Origin of the sequence: Streptomyces sp. NPDC102360, from assembly GCF_044766085.1 — a bacterium.
Lineage (GTDB): Bacteria > Actinomycetota > Actinomycetes > Streptomycetales > Streptomycetaceae > Streptomyces.
The window spans coordinates 163,533-183,232 of sequence record NZ_JBIWLG010000010.1; the positions used below are offsets into that span (position 1 = coordinate 163,533).

Here is a 19,700-nt window from a genome sequence, read left to right on the forward strand (position 1 = left end):
GGGGGACCGTTCTTCGGTGGTGGCCTCATGGGCCCGGGAGATGTGCTGCGGCACACCATTGCGCCCGTCCCGGCCCCGACGCTTGTCACACGGCGTCAAGTTTCTGTCGCCATATGACAAACGGCCGTACGCCGACGCCCCTTGTCGCGACCCGTCAACCATGTGTCGCGCACGGTCAAGGCCGGCTGTCCACCACTGCGCAAGCCTGGCCCTCTGCCCGCCCGTAGGAAAGAGGCCGATGATGACCAATCTCGCCCGCAACCTGGTGCACACCGCCGGCGCCCACCCCGACCGTCCGGCCGTGCGCCTCGACGACCGGGTGCTCGACTACCGCACCCTGGACGAGCAGAGCGCCCGTGTCGCGGCCTGGCTCGTCGGCGAAGGCGTGACGCCCGGCGACCGCGTGGCGGTGATGCTGCCCAACATCCCCCGGTTCGCGGTGGTCTACTACGGTGCGCTGCGCGCGGGAGCCGTCGTCGTCCCGATGAACCCGCTGCTCAAGGCGGACGAGATCGCGTACGGGGCCGGTGACTGCGGCGCCCACGCGATCCTCACCTCTGGTGTGTCGGCGGAGCAGGCGTCGGCCGCCGCCGACCGGCTCGGCATCCCCTGCACCGATGTCACCGACGATGTGTTCGCCACGACGCTTGCCGCCGTGCGGCCGCACGGCGGGATCGTGGACCGGGCCGGCGACGACCCCGCGGTCGTCCTCTACACCTCCGGCACCACGGGGCGGCCCAAGGGAGCCGTCCTCACCCACGACAACCTCCGCAGCAATACGGAGACGGTCAGCCGGCTCCTGGGCATCACCGGCGCCGACACCGTCTTCGGCGGCCTGCCCTTCTTCCACGTCTTCGGCCAGACCTGCGGGCTCAACGCCGCCGTCCTGACCGGAGCCTGCGTGACCCTGCTGCCGCGCTTCGACGCCGCGGCCGCCCTGCGCATCCTGGCCCGCGACCGGGTCACGGTGATGGAGGGCGTGCCCACGATGTTCGTGGCGCTGCTCGCGGCGGCGGAGGCGGCCGGCGGGGCGGGGGCCGGCGCCGTCCGGGTCGCCGCGACCGGCGGCGCCGCGATGCCCGTCGACGTACTCCACCGCTTCGAGGCCGCCTTCGGCTGCCCGGTCGTCGAGGGGTACGGGCTGTCCGAGACCTCCCCGGTGGTCACGCTGGGGGCGGTCGACGGCGTCCGCAAGCCCGGCTCGATCGGCACACCCGTCGACGGGGTCGAGGTCCGCCTGATCGACGACGAGGGCAAGGACGTCGCCGACGGCGCCACCGGGGAACTGGCCGTCCGCGGCCCCAACGTCATGACGGGCTACTGGAACCGCCCCGAGGCCGACGCGGCCGCGTTCACCGACGGCTGGTTCCGCACCGGCGACCTGGCCCGCCGCGACACCGACGGCCACTACTTCATCGTGGACCGCAAGAAAGACATGATCATCCGCGGCGGCTACAACGTGTACCCCCGCGAGATCGAGGAGGTCTTCTACACCCACCCCGCCGTCGCCGAGGCCGCGGTCGTCGGCGTCCCGCACGACCTGCACGGCGAGGAAGTCACGGCCGTCATCACGCTGCGCCCGGGATCGACGACCACTTCCGAGGAACTGACCGACTACGTCAAGGCCCGCGTCGCCCCCTACAAGTACCCGAGGACCATCCGCCTGGTCGACGCCCTCCCCAAGGGCCCCACGGGCAAGATCCTCAAGCGCGCCCTCACGGAACGGGACTGACCGCTGGGGTGTCGCCACGGTGTTCAGTGGCGGGGGAGGTCGGCGTCCACGAAGTCGGCTCCGGCGGTGATGGCGAGGCTCGTGCCGAGAGCGGCGGACGGGGTGTGAGCGCCGGGCCGTGCCTTGCCTTCGGCGAGCTGGAGGGCGGTCTGCGCGGCTACGGCGGCGGTGAAGTCCATGGCGTCGCCGGTCCGCAGCCAGCCTTCGCGGACGGTGCCGTCGGTCCAGGTGATGACGGCGTGACCCCAGGTGTGGGGGCGAGGGCGGGGAGCGGCTTTGGCCTTGATCCCGGACATCCGGTTGATGGCGAAGGTCCGCACGGCCCGGATCCGCAGGATCGCCGACACCAGCGGCAGGGCCGCGCGAACGGCGGGCGAGCCGGGAACGAGGCCGGAGGTCGCCGACACCGAGGGGGCTCCGCTCACCCGGTGCGCGGCGATGAGTTCACCGGAGGGGACACCGACCGATGACATGGGCTCTCCGTCGGGCAGGGTCAGTTGGTGGACCTCCCCGCCGAGGCGGGTCTTGACCAAGTGGCCGCCTTCGTAGCGGCGTCCCCCCGTCGCGAACGTGTCCACGATGCCGGTGGCGAGAGCGGCGCCGAGCAGTCCTTCCTCGACGGCGGCCGAGGCGACGGCGTCCACGCGGACCCGGCTCGGCACGGGACGGTTCTCGCACAGGCGTGCCACGACCGCCTCGGTGCCGACGACGCCGAACCCCGCGCCGGTCACCAGGGTGCTCCCGGCGGCGACGGCCTCGTCGTGCAGGGCGCACAGGCGGTGGAAGGCGGTCGGGTCGTTGGCCTGGTCGACGTAGTGGCCGCCCGGCATACAGGCGCGTGCGAGCGGGACGGCGCTCTCTGCGTAGTTCCCGATGGTGTTGACGACGACGGCGGGCCGCTGCCGGGTGATCTCGGCCGCCATGGCGTCCGCCCCGGACGCGACGACGATCTTCGAGTCGGCGTCGAGCCCGAGGTCGGCGGCGGCTTTACGCAGCCGGTCGGTATCGCGTCCGACCAGCACGGGGACGGTTCCGGCCGCCACGATCCGCGCCGCGACGGCCCGGCCGACCCGGCCGGTGGCCCCCAGTATCCAGATCTCGCTCTGCTTCATTCCTCTTCCACTCCTGCGATGTCTCACTGTGACATCACCAGGCTAGCACCGATGTCACAGTGAGACATCTCCATGGGTAGGATGCAGGTATGGCACGTTGGGACGCTGGAGCTCCGGAACGCCTGCGCCAGGCGGCACTGGACCTGTTCGGGGAGCACGGCTACGACGCCGTGACGGTGACGCAGATCGCAGAGCGGGCGGGCCTGACCCGCCGGACCTTCCACCGGTACTTCCCGGACAAACGGGAGATTCTCTTCGCCGGCTCCGAGCGGCTTCCACCCGCCGTGACCGAGGCCGTTCTCGCCGCGGCTCCCGGGCTTCCACCGCTACGGGCGGCGCTGTCGGCCCTGCGCGAGGTCGGTACGGAGGTCAGCGCGACGGTCACCGATTCCGGGCGGCGCAGAGCGATCATCCAGTCCAGTGCGGAACTCCTGGAACGCGAGCGCAGCAAGTCGGCCGAGGTCACCGCCTCGCTGCAGAGCGCCCTGGAACAGCGCGGAGCCGGACCTGCCGAGGCACACCTCGCCGCACGCGTGGCCTCGATCGTCTCCGAGGAGGCGTTCGGACGCTGGGCCCACGGCGAGGACACCTTCCCCAGGTGCTTCGACGCCGCCGAGGACGCGCTCCACGCGGTGCTCACCACCGGAGCCAACTGAACCTCCAGAAACAGACCCGCGGTGTCGGTCAGGCTGTGGAGCTTGCGCCCGTCACGTGATGTACCGCCGTCGTATCCGCAAACAGGCCCGCGGTGTCGGTCAGGTTGTGGCGCTTGCGCCCGTCACGTGATTGACCGCCGACGTATCCGCGACTGTCCTCGCCGACGGTCGCGGAGGCGTCCACCGACTGGCCGCCGATGCCCCCCTGTGCACCGTCATGATCAGCACCGGACTGCGCCGCGGCGAAGCCCTCGGCCTCACCTACGAAAACCTCGACCTGCCCGGCCGGAGCCTGCGCGTCCACCGCTCCCTCGCCGCCATCGACAACCGCCACCCGCTGCTCGGCCCCACCAAGACCACGGCCAGCAGCGCCTGGACCACCCTGCCCCGCCACGCGATCACGGTCCTGCGCCGCCGCCAACGAGCCACCGGCCGCGCACCACCGGCCTCGTGTCTTCGCTCGCGCCGACGACGCCCCACCGCGCCCGCAACAAGCCCTCAAGGACTTCCAGAAAGCCGCCGCACTCGCCGGATTGCGCCGCATCGGCCTCAAGGATTTGCGCCACGGCACCGCCACCCTGACGCTCACTGGCGGAATCCCCTCGCCCTCGTCTCCAAACTGCGGCGCCTCGCCGAGAAGGCCAACAAGATGGCCGCACCGATCGGCACCGCCGCCGATCGCGAGGACATCCTCCGGGCTGCCGCTCGCCTCAACCGGCCTCTCGGCAGCGAACGCGGGATCAAGAAGCTTCCGGAGCACCTCACGCAGGGCGAGACCATCCGCTTCGTGGCCTCCGGCAGCAGATGCGCCACCACAGCCGAACAGGACCACAACGAAGGCCAGTTCCTCCTCCGCGAGCAAACTCTCTACCTGTCCGCGTACGACACCCGACCCGACACCGGCAACCGGATCGCCCACCAGCAGCCCACCGAACGCCCGGGCGACCGACTCGCCCCCCTGACTCAACTTGCGCAGTGTCGCGGGCATTTCCCTGCTTTCTCGTGCAACCCCCGGACGCCTTTACGAGTCTCCTGTGTGTCGAACGGTGGGCCACGCCTGGAACAACTTCGGGCAAACGCCAACGGACCGGCACCTCATCGACGCGGAATGTCCGCCGGACGCCGCGCCTCTGTCCCCTGCAGGAGCTCAACGCATGGCCAAGCACACACGCCCTCCCACCTCGCCTCCGACGCGCATCCGCGTCGCCACGGCGAACGCGGCGGCGGCGCCCCTGACCGGCGGCCTCCTCGCCGCGTCGGCGGGCACGGCCGACTCCGTCACGCACCACACAGCAGATTTCAGCGGGGAAGGCTACGGCGACGTCGCATTCTCCGCCGGCAACTCCACCGCGCCCGGGCAGCAGAACGCCGGGAACTTCGTCGCCCTGCAGGAGACGACGGCCGCCAACTGATCCGAGGCCATGGGTAGTTCATCCGGCCGGATGACAGGCGATCCCGTCACACCGAACTGCCGGACAGGCCCGTACTGCGACGTCGGCCACCAGGCCCACCTCGGCGACCACTCATGGGTCGATCAGCACAGCAACACCCCGACTCGTCATCGTCAACAACCCCGCGAAAGGCCCGTCCATGAAGCGCACGCTCACGTTGATCACCGCGCTGGCCGTCACCGCACTGTCGCCGACAATGGCGCACGCGGCGGTCAAGAAAGCCAAGCCTCCGCTCACTTGCGACTCTCGGACGTTCACCTCAAGACCGGGCCCGAGCTTCAACGACCCGGAGGACGCCGACGCCCAGATGAACGTCATGGGCCCGATCATCGAATCGATCAACAGCGCCAGCTGCGGGCAGACCATACGCGTCGCCATGTACTCGATAGGCAACACGCAGCCCGGCCCGGACTTCGCCAACGCCCTCATCGCCGCGCACCAGCGCGGCGTCATCGTCAAGGCGCTGATGGACTCTCACAGCGACAATGCGATCTGGCAGTCGATGGTCACCGAACTGGGCAACGACCCGCAAGCCTCCAGCTTCGCCGCACTGTGCCCGGGCGGCTGCCTGACCCACTACTCCGGCTCCGCCCTGCACGCGAAGTACTACATGCTCAGCGGCGGCAGCGACGCGAACAGGACGGTGACCGTCACCAGCGCCAACCCCACCTCCGCCCAGGCCAGAACCGCGTGGAACAGCGGCGCCACAGTCAAGGGCAACGTCGACCTGTACAACTCCTACGTCCGCTACTTCACAGCCATGGCCAAGGGAGCGCAGGGCGGCCCGGGCCCATTGGTGCCCGACTACTACAACTCCACCAGCGGCACGGACGCCAGGACGACACTGTCCCCGCCCTCCTACCAGTGGCCCAAGGCACGCTCCAAGAGCGACACCTGGGTCGACTTCCTGAACAACATCAAGGCGCCGGCCACGATCAACATCGCCATGTTCCAGTGGACCTCTCACGGGCAGCCGGGCGACGCGAACTATCTTGAACTGCCGAAGAAGCTGGTGAGCCTGGCAAAAACCGGCGTCAAGATACACATACTCTTCACCGCCGGCCAGGTTGACGGCAGCGTACAGAACTACCTGAAGGACCGGCCGAACATCGACGTGCACGACACCACCCGCGGCACCGACGCCAACGGCAACGCCCTGCACTACACACACGACAAGTACATGATGGTCAGCGGCGGTTACGCGGGTGCGGCCAACTCCAGACTTGTGTTCGTCGGCTCTTCGAACTGGACGAGCAACGGCGTCTGGCACAACGACGAGTCGGACCTGAAGCTGGTCGGCCAGTCCAGCTACGACACGTTCATGACGGACTGGCAGAACCAGTTCAACCGCTGCTGCGGGACCGTGGCGCGGCAGTTGATCGCCGAGGAGCGCGCCGAGAATACGGCACGCGAGATCCCGATCGATCCGAACCAGGTCGAGGAATAGGCCTTCTCGGTCACCGCCAGCCGGTTACTTGGCGGCACTCACCATGGCCTACGCGGTCCCGGAGCGGTTCCAGGAGATGGTGACGCGCGCATTCTGGCTGTCGCACACCCGCGTCGTGGCGGGCATGCCACAGCCGTCACCGCCGCCACCCTCGCCGACCCGCACAACGCCGAACTGAAGGCGGCGACACGGACCCGTACGCGGACCGGACCCGCAACTCCCGCACGGTGGGGCCTCATCTGCCCTACACCATGCCGAAGGAGCAGGTCACCGACCAGTCCATGACCGTCCCGAGGGCAGCCGAAGTACTCCTGGAGACCCGGCTGCCGTACCTCACCGCCGACCAGCGGCGCGAGGTCCTGCGCACGACCGCGCTCCCCGCGGGTTACGCCCTGCTCGACGAGGGCTTCGAGCAGTGGGGACGGCTCAACCTCTTCGCCGCTGCGGACGGTTACGGGATGTTCGACACGGACGTCGAGGTCACCGTGGACGCCGCCGCGGGCGGCTTCGCGGCGGCCGACGCCTGGCGGGGCGACATCGGCGGGCCCGGCGCGCTGACCAAGCGCGGCACCGGCACGCTCACACTCACCGGAGCCAACCACCACACCGGCGGTACGACGCTGGAGGCCGGCGTCCTCACCACCGGCTCGCGGAACACGCTCGGGCGCGGGGATGTGTCGGTACGCGGCGGCACCCTGCGGGTGGCGGCGCCGCTGCGGGTGCACGGCGTCCACGGCCAGGGGGCAGGCACGACCCTCGCCGTGACCGTGTCCGACGACGGCGAACCGGCCGTGTCCGTCGCCCACCGCGCGCTCGTCTCCGCCGACGGCAACACCCTCGCCGTCACCCTCGACACCGAGCACCCACCGACGCCCGGATCCACGGCCCCGGCCAGGCCGAGGCCATCCTGGCCTACGACTTCATCGAGACACGCACCCTGACCGGAGCGCGCCCGTACGTCATCGCCGCGATAGAACATGCGCCCCGGCGCGTCCGAGCCCTGGGGGCCACCGCGCATCCGACGGCGCCCTGGGTAGTGCAGTTGGGGCGCACCCCCGTCATAGACATGCCGCTCGAACGGCGCGGATGGACTTTTCGGCAGGCGCAGGGCCCCTGCATGGGCTACCCGAAGGCGGACCCTGCCGGAGAGGTCCAGAAGGTCACGGTCGGCCCGTAGGAACCGTCCTCCTCATCGCTGACGTCGACGGTGACCTGGCGGTCCGAGTAGCGCGTGGACAGGATTCCCTGCCAGCATTCCCCGAGGGCCGACGCCAGTTGAGGCAATTCCTCCCCTAGCTGATCGTCATCCGTCAGCGGGGTGTTGTTGAACGTGCCCCACAACTCAACGTGGTTGACGACGGATTCGATTCTCTTCCGTTCATCGCCGAGCTTCGAGAACCAGTCGTCGACGGTGTTCTGATAGAAATGGTCCTTGAGGAATACACAGCCGCGGTACTCGATCGTTTCGGGGCAGAACATCCAGGCGGCGGCCAGAACAAACCGCAGGCCGCCCTCAAAGTCGAGGTAGTTGTCCGGACCGAGTTCTTCGTTCTTCCAATCGGTGCGCCATTGCTTGAAGAAGGCAGGCAACTCGCGCTCGGACCATGTGGGTTTGATGCTGTTCACGGGATCTCCCAGGGGAACGCGGCGCGCACGTTCTTCGACTCGCCCACGAAGACTTGACCGGTCTTCGGATTGGTATTGTGGCCGCTGTTGCTCAACCCTGCAGCAGATGCGGACAATGGACCCGTGAGCAGGTCGTGCACCAGGCTCGCCAGGGCAACGAGCAGCGCCACGATCCCGATGATTGCTCGACGGCACCCTGTTGCCGATCGACCGGATCGCCGCCGACCCGTCGTACCACTCGGGGAAACACAAGAAGCACGGGATGAACGTGCAGGTCATCGCCGACCCGGCCGGGCGCCTGATCTGGATCTCAGCGGCCCTGCCCGGCTCCACCCACGACCTGACCGCAACCCGGACCCACGGCCTCCTCGACGCCCTGGCCGGAACCGAGTTGACGACCTACGCGGACCGCGTCGGCCGACCCGTGCTGGTACCGATCCGAGGCCGCCGCCTGAAGCGGTGGCAGCGACGCCACAACACCACCCACGCACTCGGGCCCACAGCCTGCCCAACTACGGTCGTCGGCAATGAAATGGCCTACCGACTCCGCCGACAGCCCACCATGAAAGATCGAGGTTAAGAGGGTCGCCCGTTCACGCTCGTGCGGACGTGAGAGTGGGGCGCAGGTGGAAGTTGAGGATGCCCCAGGCACTCCAGGTGTTGCTGCTGGGGGCGAGCTGCTTGGTGCGGTAGAGCATCCCCGTGTCGTCGACGGCGTAGAGTTCCATTCTTTCGCGCGATCCGTTCCTCTCGGCGCCGACGTGTCGTATCCGCAGGGTTTTCCCCTCGAATTGCGTCGGGAGCAACATCCATGGTCCCCAGCCGGCGCTGTGGGGGGTCGTCTCGATGCGCTGGAAGAGCTGACCTTCGGAGTCGACGCCGAAGAGGACAAGGCGTCCGTCGTTGTTCAGGGCCATCTCGACGGCCTCGAACAGCCCGTCCAGCGGGATCATCGCGCCCCACTCGCTCTCGGTCTGAGCGTTCGGGACGTTCATCTTGCGTTGGAAGAGCGTTCCCCCCTCAGTGATCCCGATGAGAACGGCGCGCCCGTCGCTGCCGGTCCTTACGGTCATGCGAGTCGCCGCACCACTGAGTTGGGTCCATGGGGTGAACCATCCGGTCGTCGCGCTGTCGTCGTTGAGGGAGTCCTGCCAGCGGTGTTGGAGGTGCCCGGTGCTGAGGTTGGCGTAGAGGTGCAGGCCACCCCACTGGTCGGTGGCGGCGGCCGCTGTGGCGAAGGATCCGTCGAACCGTTGGGGCTGGGTGTAGGTGCTGGCGTTGGGGGTGGCCTGCGCGCGGCGAGTGACGGTGCCCGACCCGTGGATGGCGAAGAGCTCGATGCGCCCGTCCTGGTTGCCGGCCGCGGTGACGGACCGCCATCCGGGCCCCTGATCGAGGATCGTCCAGCGCACGAGGTCTCCGCTGGCGGTTCGTTCATGGGTGTTCCAGAGGTTGCCGGCGTCGTCGATGCCGAAGAACTCCAGTCGCCCGTCCTGGTTGCGGGCCACCGAGATCGAAGAGCCGAGCGGGAAGACGCCGAGCAGCGGACTGGTAACCCTCCAGGCCGGCTGGGGGTCCAGGCCGCCGGCAAGGGGATTGGCGCGCAGCACCACCGGACCGGGCTGGGTCGGGTCGACCGGTTGAAGGAGCGCGCCGGGGACCGCGAGACTCTGGATCACGAACAGGTCGTTGGCGGAGTCGGGGAGGGCCACCGGACGAAGCAGCCACTTCTGGCGCGCGTCTCCGGACGAGTTGATGATCGGACCCGTGCTCGCCGACGGCGGACCGGGGATGTACTTGACGTCCTCGATGACACCCGGCGGAGCCTGGTTCGGCGTCGGCGTTGGCATCGAGGCGCCGGCCGGGCTGTCCACCGTCAGGTAGAGGTTGCTGGCCCGGCTGCGGATGTACACCGAGTCGCCGGCCTGTTCGAAGGAGAACTCCTGCCCCGCAGTCCCGTCGCTCGCGAGCTGCCACACCGAGGCCTTGGCGGCGGAGATGCCGTCTTTCGGGCCGAGCGTGGTCTGGGTGGCTCCGAACTGGAAGTGGTGGGGGATGAACGGCCGGAATTGGTGCTTTTGCCGCTGAGTGCCGAGCACCGCGGACAGGTCATTGGCTGCGGCGTAGCGGGCACCCAGGTAGGGCGGATTCGCGCTCAGGAAGCGGCGCGCGATCGTCTTGGGGACCGAGGTGTGGTCGAAGTGCAAGTCGCCCCGGTGGGTTGGGGTCGAGACATCGGTGCCGTCGTGTCCGAAGACGGCACCGGGAGCCATCCACGGCGAGACAACGAACGCCGGGACACGGACGCCGTGCGTGTCGACGGGCAAGTCCGGCGAGACCCGGAGCGCGGCCGCCGGCGGCACGTGGTCGTAGAACCCGCCGTGCTCGTCGTACATCACCAGCAGCAGGGTGCTGTCCCACGCGGGGCTCGCGACCACAGCGTCCACGATCTTCTGGACGAAGGCCTGGCCGTCCTTGACGTCGGCGACCGGGCCGTCGGCGTTGGCGTCCGGAGGCAGCTCGATGAAGTGCGGCTCGACGAACGACACGCTCGGCAGGTTGCCGGACTTGGCCAGGGCGAGGAAGCCGCGGTCGGCGTCGTCGAGGGTGACGATGTGCTCGGCGTCGAAGGTGTACTTCTCGAAGAACCGTAGGAAGCAGTACCCCTGCTCGAAATAGGTCCAGGTGACAGGCCGCCCGGTCGCCGGGTCGATCGTGTCGGACAGGTGGTCGAGGATCGTCTCGGTGAAGGCCGGCTTGATCGGGCTGGAGTCGTGGAACTCCCAGAATCCGCGGCTGCTGACGTTCGGCCTGCCGGTCAGCTCGTAGAAGCGGTTGACGAAGGTGGGGCCGGGATGGCTGGCGAACCAGCGGTGGCCGACGGCGAAGTCGCGCGCGAGGGCGTCGTAGATCGGCACCGTGTCGGCGGTGTGGTGGCCCATGATCTGCGCGGCCTGCTCGGGGCCGTACTCTTCGGCCCAGCTCCGTACGAACCCGTCCATCAGGCCGCCGTTGATCGCACGGTGCGTCGGCTCGTGGCCGTGGGGCGGGTCCGGTGAGAAGAAGGTGCTGGTGAGCGGGAAGGATGGGTAGGTCTTGCCGTTGAAGGGGTTGGACTCGCCGCCCTTGAGCCCGTCGATGTCGGTGCGTCCCGCGCCGCCCTGGGAGACCGGCAGACTCAGGTAGCCGAGCATGTGGTCGAAGGACCGGTTCTCCATCATCAGCACCACGATGTGGTCGATGTTCGTCAGTGCCCCGGGCGAGAAGTCCCAGTCGGCCGGGAAGTTCTCCGGCGTCTGCGGCACGAACCCGTTGGGGGCCCCGGTGTAGCGGATGACGAGGTTGTCACCCTCGAAGCCGATCGAGTCGAGCACGGTGTTGTTGCCGTCGATGTTGCGCTCGTCGTCCGCGGTGCCGCCGAGCAGCAGGCTCGTCACCAGCGCATTGATGCCGTCACGTGGGCTGTCCCCGGTGATGGGATCGGACTTGCCCAGCCTGCTGAGGATCTGGTCGCGGATGCGCTGGCGTACCGTTCCCCCCGGGTCGAAAGTGCTGTCGGTCGTCAGGTGCACTTGCACGACCTGCTCGCCGAAGACCTTGTTGATGTTGCCGTTGGGGGTGACCAGGTCGACGGGTTGCCCGAGGAAGGTCCCGACGTAGTGGAAGTTGGGGAACTCTCCGCCGGAAGGTTCCTCGGTGACCGTCATGTTCTTCATGTCGGGGATCCACGTCATCAGGTCGACCATGCTCTGGGCGACGCCGAACCGGTTCACCCGGTGCGTGACGCCGAGGGTCAGCCGCAGCCTGATCTCGAAGTCGAGGAAGTCCACGCCCCCCAACAGTGCGGTGACCAGCTCATTGTCGCTGCTTGTGGTGTCGAACTTCAGGGCGATGGTGAGGGGTGCCGGGTCCGTCGGGTCGATGTGGGCCGTCAGGGAGGCGCTGTTGATCGTGTTGAAGTAGACGTTGTCGATGTTCAGCGTGGTCACCAGCTGGCCGAGGCTTGTCGGGCTGCTGACGTAGGCGACGCCCCCTTGCACGGCGGTGATCGACCGTACGTCCAGATAACTCTCCGGCAGTGTGACGCCGTTGAAGCTGCCCGAGTTGTCCAGTCGGACCTTCCGCAACGGTGGAAAGTGGCTGGTGTCGGTGTCATTGCGGTTGTTGATGAACTCGTCGAGCTTCGCTTGCAGCAGGGAGACCGGGATGAGTTTGGGCTTCCCGGTGTCGGTGTGGTCGATCGGGCGGCTGGACAGCACAGGCGCCGTCGGTGGCGTGACGGTGGGAAACGACGGGCCTTGGTAGACGCTGAAGGACACGGTGTTGTCCTGATCCAGGATGACCCCGTCCGTCGTGGTGGAGAAGACCAGGCCCTTCTGGTCGGCGTTGGCGGGGTCGGTGAACGTGAAGGTCAGCCGGTAGTTGAAGATCCACCGGTCGTGCCCGTTCGGGAAGACGCGGATGGCGATCACCGGCAGCACGATGTCGGCCATGGCGATCGGTGCGATCTCCGGCGTGGCGGGGCCGACCGTCCAGGTGATGGACTTCGTGCTCGGGTCGTCGAAGTGCTGGCCCGAGAAGATGTCCTGGGCGTCGACGATGCGCTGGAGGTTCGAGCTGTTCACCCGGTTGCCGATGAACACATTGAGTCGGGTGTCGTCGTCCTTGTCGTCGTCGTGCGTCGCGATGTCCAGCGTGACGCTGTGCAACATCGCTGTGGAGGCCGGCTTGTTCAGCACCGGTGACGGAACCAGCGGGTTCTCCGAGCAGATGTTGGAGTAGTTGAGGTTGTCCTGGTCCAGGATGATCCCCGGACTCAGGAAGTCCGAGGAGAACGCGAAGCTGCTGCCGTCGTCGAAGGTGAACTTGACGCTGTAGCTGAAGATCCACCGGTCGTTGCCGTTCGGCTGGATGTGGATGTTGACGACCGGCAGCACGATCTCGTCCAGGCCGATCGGACCAGGCCGCAGCGCGAGGCTGAAGGTGTGCGACGAGTGGTCGGAAAAGGTCTGCGAGGGCGCCAGGCCGATGCCGGAGGCCAGGTAGGGGTTGTTGCCGTTGTCGTGGAGGTCGCCGGTTGGGAGGTACCGCTGGTAGGCGAGCCGGTTCGAGATGAAGGTGGAGTCCTGCTCGGGGGTGGCGGTGGTGCTCTGCCGGTTCTTGACGAACACGTGGACGACAGTGTCGGTGTCCTTGTCGTCGTCGCGGGTGTCGAAGGTGATGCTGACGTCAGTCAGTACTGGCATGGTGGCTCCTTGTCGCGCATCCACGAGCAGTGCATCCGTACAGGGCCGTATGGGAGCTAGCTGATCAATTTCAGAGCGTGTGGCGCGGAGCCGAGCGAAGGTGTCCAAGATCAGTGCGTGGCGACGGATCCGACGTGTTCGGCGCACGTGGAGGAGTCCGGCCTGGAGCAATCCGCTTGAGAGTTGGCATCCCGCATGGGGACCTCGGCCTCAATCGGCGCCCCCTGCTCCACGCCACGCGCAACCGCCCGATGGGGGAGGTTCGTCATGCGCGCCGGCGGCCGGCCATCACCTCGGCCCGGCCACCGTCAGGTCCCCGATTTCCGCAGGCGCGGTCAGCACACCCCGCTCGTTCGACAGCGCCGGCTCATCGACCTGCCGAGCCGGTGCATTTCCCACATCGGCCGGGGTCTCGGGCAGCCCCGCCAGCGTAGGACGCAGGCGCATATCCCGATAGACCCCACGGGACCGGGGTGTGCGAAGGCGCCCGGGGTGCCTGGCGAACTGCGGTGACCAAGCTGCCATCTGTCCGGTCGCCGTGGCCAATCCTGCTTCAGCGGCATAGGTCATACCGTCCGCAGAAGCTTCGTGCCGACTCTGTCACCCAGACCTGCATCAGCCCCCACCGGTAGTCGAACAGACCTACATACGGCCTGAATTGCGCGGATGGAGTTTTCGGCAGGCGCACTGACGCCGCGCGAGCTCGAGGTGCTGCGCCTGATCGCCAACGGCCTGTCGAACGATGAGGTCGCCGCGACGCTGGTGATCAGCCCGGAGACCGTCAAGACGTACGTGTCGTGCATCGTGACCAAGCTCGGCCTGCGGGACCGTGCGCAGGCGGTGGTCCACGCCTACGCAGCGGTCTGGTGACCTGAGGGGCGGCCGGCCCTCTCCTGGACTGCTGCCGGGCCGGTCTCAGCGCAGTTGGCGGAAGAACTCGGTGATGTCGTCGGCGAGCAATCCTGGCTCTTCGTGGGCGGCGAAGTGTCCGCCGCGCGGCATCGACGTGTACCGGGTGATGTTGTAGGTGCGTTCGGCCCAGGAGCGCGGGGGCCGGGTGAGGTCTGCGGGGAAGACGGCGACGGCGGTGGGTACTTCGACCTTCTCGACGCGCCGGGTCAGGCCGCGGGCGTACTCGTAGTAGGGCCGGAACGACGTCGAGATCGTGCCGGTGAACCAGTACAGGGACGCCTGGGTGAGGACGAAGTCGTCGGTGAACCGGGACGACAGGTCGCCGCCCGAGTCGCTCCAGGCGCGGTACTTCTCCACGATCCAGGCCAGCAGTCCGGTCGGAGAGTCGGACAGCGCGTGGGCCAGGGTGAGGGGCCGGGTGTTCTGCTGGTGCTGGTAACCGCCCTCCTCCGCGCTCCAGTTGGCGACCTGGTCGAGGTAGGCCTGTTCGTCCAGGGTGAGGCCGGCGGCGTCGTACTCCTGGGGGGCGGCGACGGCGAGCAGGTGGATGCCGGCCAGCGACTCCGGGTAGGCCTCACCCAGACGCGAGGTGATCCCCGCGCCCAGGTCCCCGCCGTGGGCGGCGTACCGGTCGAAGCCCAACTCGTCCCGCATGAGCCGGTGCCAGATCTGGTGGGTCTGGAGCGTCGGCGGGAGGTCCGGGCGTTGCGGCGAGAACGCGTAGCCGGGCAGCGAGGGGACGACGACCGTGAACGCGTCGGTCGCGTCGCCGCCGTGCTTCGACGGCTCCGCGAGACGCCGGGCGAGGTCGGTGAGCTCCAGGAAGGTGCTGGGCCAGCCGTGGGTCAGCACGATCGGGAGGGCGCCCGGTCGCTCGCCGTCGAACCGGAGGTAATGGACGGGCGTGCCGCCGATGACGGCCGTGTGGTGCGGCAGGGCGTTGATCCGCGCCTCGTGGGTGCGCCAGTCATAGCCTGTGGCCCAGTACTCCGCCAGGCGGCGCACCTCAGTGGTGTCGGCGCCCGCTTCCCAACCATCGACGGGCCACCCGGTGGCCCACCGGGTGGCGCGCAGCCGCGCGCGCAGGTCTTCAAGTTCCGCATCGGTCACGGCGATCAGCGGCGGGTGGTCGGTCATGTGCCTCTCCTGGTCGTGCTCACGTGTTCATGTGCTGGTCGTGCTCACGTGTTCACGTGCTGATCGTGCTCACGTGCTGATCGTGCGACAGCGCCTGGACCTGGTCGACGCCGTCGCCGGCGCCCGCGCCGACTTGCGGTCACCGCGTGGCGGTGGCCAGTGCCGCGCGGATGACGTCGTCGCCGGCGGGCCGCCCCTTCTCGTTCGAGTACGGCCCATAAGGGCTGCCCCACACCGGTGTGCCCGTCGCCTGCCGCCAGCTGTCGGCCAGCGGTCCCGCGTCCACCACGCCGTACCCGATGGAGTCGATGAAGTCGGTGACCGCCGCCTTCGCCGGCGCCGAGTCCGCGGCGATCGGCAGATACGACCGGTCGGCCGCCCCCGCCAGGCGGGCGAGTGACAGCAGATGCTTGAAGTAGATGGTGTTGAACGCCTTCACGAGTCCGGCGTCCGGGACGTGGCGCAGCAGCAGTTCGCTCGAGGTGAGCGACCCGCTGTCGAGCTCGGGGATGTGCCCGTCACGCTCGGGGCCGTAGTTGCACGTGTCGATGACCGTCTTTCCCACCAGTGGCGCGGCGGGAAGGTCGGGGAAGGCCGTGACCGGCACCGTGACCACGACGATGTCACCGGCCGCCGCGGCTTCCTCGCTCGTCGCCGCGGAGGCTCCCGGACCCAGTCTCGCGACCGTGTCCGCGAGCGTCCCGGGACCGCGCGAGTTGCTGAGCACGACCTGATGTCCGGCCTCGACGGCGAGCCGCGCGATGGTGCTGCCGATGGATCCGCTTCCGATGAATCCCACAGTCGTCATGTTCTCGGCGTCCTTCCGGAAGAGCCTTGTCCTTGTATGTCAGCCCCGTCGTCAGAGCCTCGTTCTTGCCATGCGCCGGACTCGTCGTGACCCGGGTCCCCTGCTGTCAGCCAGCGGGGAAGTAGTGGCCGTTGTCCAGATCGGCGAGGAGGCGGGGCTGAGCCGGTTCCCAGCCGAGGGTCCGGCGGGTGATGAGGTTGGACGTCGGGTAGCTCTGCGTGACGACGTTCGTAAGGAACCCGAAATGTGCCGGCAGGATCAGCTCGTCCAGGGGAACGCTCACGGCGGGCAGGCCCAGGCGGCTGCCGATGGCCTCGGCGATCTCGCGGAACGGGATGCCCCCGTCCTCGACCGCGTGCCAGTAGCTGCCGGCCAGGCCCTTCTCCAGCGCCAGACGGAACAGGGAGGCGACATCGCGGGCGGGCACGGCGTTCCACCGGTTCGCGCCGTCTCCGGGGTAGCCGGCGAAGCCCTTCTCCTTCGCGAGCGCGATCAACATGGGGAGAAAGCCACGATCGGTCGTGCTGTGCATGATGTTGGCGATCCGCACGACCGAGGAGCGAACCTTCTGCTCGGCGAGTCCGATGACGGCGGACTCCACGACATTACGGGCCCGCAGGGTGCCTTTGTGCTCGTCGCCGACGGGCAGGGCCGGGTCTTCCTCGGTACCCGGTCGGCCCAGGTACGTCCCGGTCCCGGGCGAGCCGATGCTCCCCGCCGCGACCAGCGGCTTACCGGTCCCCGCGAGGGCCTCGCCGTACGCGAGCATGACCGGGAGCTCCGCGGCGGCCACGGCGGCCATCCCGCCGGACGGAAGCAGGTCCTGCCGGTGCGCGACGTGGATGACGCCGTCGGAGTCCGCGGCAGCCTCCTTGAGCCCGTCGAGGTCCTGGAGGTCGCCGCGGCGTATCTTCGCGCCGAGCGCGGACAGTGCCGCGGCGGCCGCGTCCGACCGGACGAGGCCGGTGACCTCGTGTCCTGCGGCGACGAGTTCGGGGATGATGTACGAACCGGAATGGCCGGTCCCGCCAGTGACGAAGACACGCAAGGTACTGCTCCTTGTCAGTGATGTGGTGCGCGAAGTGGTGGTGCGGGGCGGTGGTGCGGGTGTGCTCAGCCGCGGAGGTCGACGCCGAGGGCGACGTCGAAGGTCCCCGCGCCGTTCCGGGCCAGGCCCATCAGCAGCGGCCCGATCCCTTCCAGCCAGCGGGCCATCTCCAGGCCGCCGACGTCGAGGGGACGCAGTCCGAGGCTCGCGATGAACGCCGCCACGTCGGCCTTGGTCCGTGCGTCATCTCCGGCGAAGAGCACGTCCAACGGACGCTCCTGGACCAGGACATGGCCGAACACTGTGTTGAACGCCTTCACGACGTGCGCGCTCGCCGGGGCCGCCTTGGCGATCTCCTGCGCACCGGACGTGCCCTCGGGAGTGACCACTCCGGTGGCGTCGGCGTCGAACGTGTTGGAGATGTCGATGATGACCTTCCCGGCCAAGGCATCCCCGTACTGGGCGACGACCGGCACGGCGCTGGTGTAGGGCACGGCGAGGACAACGATGTCGCCCACAGGGACGGCGCCGAAGGTCCCCACCGTGGCCCCGGCGCCGAGCTCGGCGGCCAGGCCCTTGGCCTTGGCGGCGTCGCGGCCGATCAGTTCGACGGAGCTACCGCCCGCTACCGCACGTGAGGCGATGGCGTGGGTCATGCCCCCCAGACCGATGAAACTGATGCTGCTCATGGTGAGACTCTCTTCCTCTGGTCCGAATCGAACGGCTTGCCCGCCCGTCGCTTCTTCGCCCGTCGTTGCTTCGGCGGTCGTCTCTTCGGGGGTCACAACCGGCCGGTACGCTCGATCACCTGGCCGGCGAAGTCGAGCAGCTGGTCAAGGCCGGCGAACACGGTGAAGGCATCGAAGTACGCCTCATCGACACCGGATTCGGCGTACCGCTTCAGTTGGTCCGCGACCGAGTCGACGGACGTGCCCGGCTCGAGGTTGATCCGCATGGCCGTCTTGAGTGCGTCGGGATCGCGGCCGGCCTCCTCCGCCGATCGACGCGCGATCGACCACAGGCGGCCTGCGCCCTCGTCCTGACTACTGACCGACGCGGCGGGCGCCGGCCCTTCGACCCCGAGCCAGCCGACCCCGCTGCGGCCGACCCGGCGCATCGCGGCCTCACTGGCACCACCGATCCAGATGGGCGGCCCGCCCGCCTGGACCGGACGGAGGTCGGCGTGGACCGGTGGCATGGTGAAGAACTCGCTGTCCCAGGACACGGGACTGGCCGTCCACCACGCCCGCAGGAACGCCAGCATGTCATCGAGTATCTTGCCGCGCCGGCTCCAGTCCGCGCTGCGGGCGACGTCGTACTCCTGCTTCATCCACCCCACCCCCACACCCACGCCGAGGCGGCCGCCGCTGAGCACGTCGAGCGTGGTCAACTGCCGGGCCAGGTGCGGCGGTTCGTAGTAGAACGTGCTGAGCGTGCTGGTGTTCAGGCGCACCCGGTCGGTCGCCGCCGCAGCGACGGTCAACAGCAGCATCGGATCGAAGGAGCGGGCCATCTGTGGCCCCCGGTCCAGATAGCCGTTGCCCAGATCAACAGGCGTGACCAGGCGATCGCCGACCCACAGGGTGTCGTAGCCGAGGTCCTCGAGTCCGCGGACGAAAGCGCTCAGGGCGGGGGCGTCGCTGACCGCGGGCCCGACAAGGGGAATCACGAAACCGAGCTGCATTGCGTTACGCCTCCTCGGGCGAACTCTTTCGCCACTATTGACATCTGGCTTCTGGCTTCTGGCTTCTGAAATCGACGAGTCGGTGGTTCCACCAATGAGCCAGAGCGCGCAGCGCCCTATTTGCCATTATTTGGTCAGCCAGTCCCGGGGGTCAGTCCGTAAATTCGTTGACGCCCAGGGCGAAATTCCCGTGGCCGATCCCGTTACCGGCCAGGCCTACCGTGAGCACGCCCGCTCCTTCGAGCCAGTGCGCCATCTTCAGGCCGCCGACGTCCAGCGGGCGCAGTCCGAGGCTCTCGATGAATGCCGCGACGTCCGCCTTGGCCTGCGGGTCGTCACCGGCGAAGAAGACGTCGGGCCGGCCGTTCTCCAGAACGCCACGGAAGACGGTGTTGAAGGCCTTGAACACGTGGGCGTCGGCCGGGGCCACCTTGGCGACTTCCTGCGCGATCGAGGTCTCCTCGCTGTGGGCCAGGCCATCGCCCGTGGCGTTGAAGGGGTTGCTGATATCGACGATGGTCTTGCCCGCGAGGGCGTCCCCGTACTGGGCGACGGTCGGAACGACCCCGTCGTACAACATGGCCGTGATGACGATGTCCCCGGCCGGGACGGCGCCCCACTCACCCGTCGTCGTGCCGCCGCCCAGAGTCTTGGCCAGGCCCTCGGCCTTGGACTGATCGCGCGCCATGATCTCGACGGTGTTGCCGCCCGCTACCGCGAGCGCGCCGATCGTGCGGGCCATGTTCCCCGCACCGATGAAGGTGATGCTGCTCATGAGCTGTGCTCTCTTCCTGTGCTCGGGGGCGCCTGTTCTCAGGGCGCCGCTCTGTCGCGTTCGTGC

At 68.5% G+C, this 19,700-nt stretch carries 16 protein-coding genes and 2 pseudogenes; 7 read left to right on the forward strand and 11 right to left on the reverse strand.

The window, feature by feature from the left end:
• Positions 1-241 precede the first annotated feature (241 nt).
• The gene (locus ACIRHA_RS32170; protein WP_403853190.1) at positions 242-1,732 is read left to right on the forward strand and encodes a long-chain fatty acid--CoA ligase; all 1,491 of its coding nucleotides are present in this window, start codon (positions 242-244) and stop codon (positions 1,730-1,732) included.
• A gap of 23 nt (positions 1,733-1,755) precedes the next feature.
• Here ACIRHA_RS32170 and ACIRHA_RS32175 read toward each other — a convergent pair whose 3' ends face one another.
• Positions 1,756-2,844: a hypothetical protein gene (locus tag ACIRHA_RS32175; RefSeq protein ID WP_403853192.1), complete on the reverse strand. Its 1,089-nt coding sequence runs from the start codon at positions 2,842-2,844 to the stop codon at positions 1,756-1,758.
• A gap of 89 nt (positions 2,845-2,933) precedes the next feature.
• On the opposite strand from ACIRHA_RS32175, the gene ACIRHA_RS32180 reads away from it, so the two are divergent.
• Positions 2,934-3,500 carry a TetR/AcrR family transcriptional regulator gene (locus tag ACIRHA_RS32180; protein ID WP_403853194.1) on the forward strand — a complete coding sequence of 189 codons (567 nt, stop codon included), beginning with the start codon at positions 2,934-2,936 and terminating at the stop codon, positions 3,498-3,500.
• A 28-nt stretch (positions 3,501-3,528) separates the two neighbouring features.
• Here the strand turns inward: ACIRHA_RS32180 and ACIRHA_RS32185 are convergent, their stop codons facing one another.
• Entirely contained in the window at positions 3,529-4,488 is a 960-nt protein-coding gene (locus ACIRHA_RS32185) for a hypothetical protein (RefSeq protein WP_403853195.1), read from the reverse strand.
• 166 nt (positions 4,489-4,654) lie between these two features.
• Here ACIRHA_RS32185 and ACIRHA_RS32190 point away from each other — a divergent pair, with 166 nt between their 5' ends.
• From ACIRHA_RS32190 to ACIRHA_RS32200, 3 genes are all read left to right on the forward strand, one after another.
• Positions 4,655-4,912 carry a hypothetical protein gene (locus ACIRHA_RS32190; protein WP_403853197.1) on the forward strand — a complete coding sequence of 86 codons (258 nt, stop codon included), beginning with the start codon at positions 4,655-4,657 and terminating at the stop codon, positions 4,910-4,912.
• A 178-nt stretch (positions 4,913-5,090) separates the two neighbouring features.
• The gene (locus ACIRHA_RS32195) at positions 5,091-6,398 is read left to right on the forward strand and encodes a phosphatidylserine/phosphatidylglycerophosphate/cardiolipin synthase family protein (RefSeq protein WP_403853199.1); all 1,308 of its coding nucleotides are present in this window, start codon (positions 5,091-5,093) and stop codon (positions 6,396-6,398) included.
• A 251-nt stretch (positions 6,399-6,649) separates the two neighbouring features.
• Positions 6,650-7,339, forward strand: coding sequence for an autotransporter-associated beta strand repeat-containing protein (locus ACIRHA_RS32200; RefSeq protein ID WP_403853201.1), 690 nt, complete (start codon positions 6,650-6,652; stop codon positions 7,337-7,339).
• Positions 7,340-7,520: 181 nt separating this feature from the next.
• Here ACIRHA_RS32200 and ACIRHA_RS32205 read toward each other — a convergent pair whose 3' ends face one another.
• Both ACIRHA_RS32205 and ACIRHA_RS32210 read right to left on the reverse strand, forming a co-directional pair.
• A complete protein-coding gene (locus tag ACIRHA_RS32205) occupies positions 7,521-8,024 on the reverse strand; it encodes a hypothetical protein (RefSeq protein ID WP_403853203.1) in 504 nt (167 codons plus the stop codon).
• Positions 8,021-8,194, reverse strand: a complete 174-nt coding sequence (locus ACIRHA_RS32210) for a hypothetical protein (protein WP_403853205.1) — start codon at positions 8,192-8,194, stop codon at positions 8,021-8,023. The genes ACIRHA_RS32205 and ACIRHA_RS32210 overlap by 4 nt, the downstream gene beginning before the upstream one ends.
• Before the next feature lie 11 nt (positions 8,195-8,205).
• On the opposite strand from ACIRHA_RS32210, the pseudogene ACIRHA_RS32215 reads away from it, so the two are divergent.
• Positions 8,206-8,514: pseudogene (locus ACIRHA_RS32215) on the forward strand (transposase family protein); the annotation flags it as partial.
• Between the two features lie 103 nt (positions 8,515-8,617).
• On the opposite strand, the gene ACIRHA_RS32220 reads toward ACIRHA_RS32215, so the two are convergent.
• The gene (locus ACIRHA_RS32220; RefSeq protein ID WP_403853207.1) at positions 8,618-13,270 is read right to left on the reverse strand and encodes an alkaline phosphatase family protein; all 4,653 of its coding nucleotides are present in this window, start codon (positions 13,268-13,270) and stop codon (positions 8,618-8,620) included.
• A gap of 687 nt (positions 13,271-13,957) precedes the next feature.
• Between ACIRHA_RS32220 and ACIRHA_RS32225 the strand changes: the two are divergent.
• Positions 13,958-14,140, forward strand: a pseudogene (locus ACIRHA_RS32225) (response regulator transcription factor); the annotation flags it as partial.
• Between the two features lie 45 nt (positions 14,141-14,185).
• On the opposite strand, the gene ACIRHA_RS32230 reads toward ACIRHA_RS32225, so the two are convergent.
• The 6 genes from ACIRHA_RS32230 to ACIRHA_RS32255 form a co-directional block, all read right to left on the reverse strand.
• Complete coding sequence (locus ACIRHA_RS32230; RefSeq protein ID WP_403853209.1) at positions 14,186-15,319, reverse strand: epoxide hydrolase family protein; 1,134 nt, start codon at positions 15,317-15,319, stop codon at positions 14,186-14,188.
• A 139-nt stretch (positions 15,320-15,458) separates the two neighbouring features.
• The gene (locus ACIRHA_RS32235) at positions 15,459-16,118 is read right to left on the reverse strand and encodes an NADPH-dependent F420 reductase (protein ID WP_403853473.1); all 660 of its coding nucleotides are present in this window, start codon (positions 16,116-16,118) and stop codon (positions 15,459-15,461) included.
• Between the two features lie 115 nt (positions 16,119-16,233).
• A complete protein-coding gene (locus ACIRHA_RS32240) occupies positions 16,234-17,175 on the reverse strand; it encodes an SDR family oxidoreductase (protein ID WP_403853211.1) in 942 nt (313 codons plus the stop codon).
• A gap of 65 nt (positions 17,176-17,240) precedes the next feature.
• Positions 17,241-17,864, reverse strand: a complete 624-nt coding sequence (locus ACIRHA_RS32245) for an NADPH-dependent F420 reductase (protein ID WP_403853213.1) — start codon at positions 17,862-17,864, stop codon at positions 17,241-17,243.
• A 92-nt stretch (positions 17,865-17,956) separates the two neighbouring features.
• On the reverse strand, positions 17,957-18,859 hold the full coding sequence (locus ACIRHA_RS32250) for a TIGR03619 family F420-dependent LLM class oxidoreductase (RefSeq protein ID WP_403853215.1): 903 nt from the start codon (positions 18,857-18,859) through the stop codon (positions 17,957-17,959).
• 151 nt (positions 18,860-19,010) lie between these two features.
• Positions 19,011-19,634 carry an NADPH-dependent F420 reductase gene (locus ACIRHA_RS32255; RefSeq protein WP_403853217.1) on the reverse strand — a complete coding sequence of 208 codons (624 nt, stop codon included), beginning with the start codon at positions 19,632-19,634 and terminating at the stop codon, positions 19,011-19,013.
• Positions 19,635-19,700 lie beyond the last annotated feature (66 nt).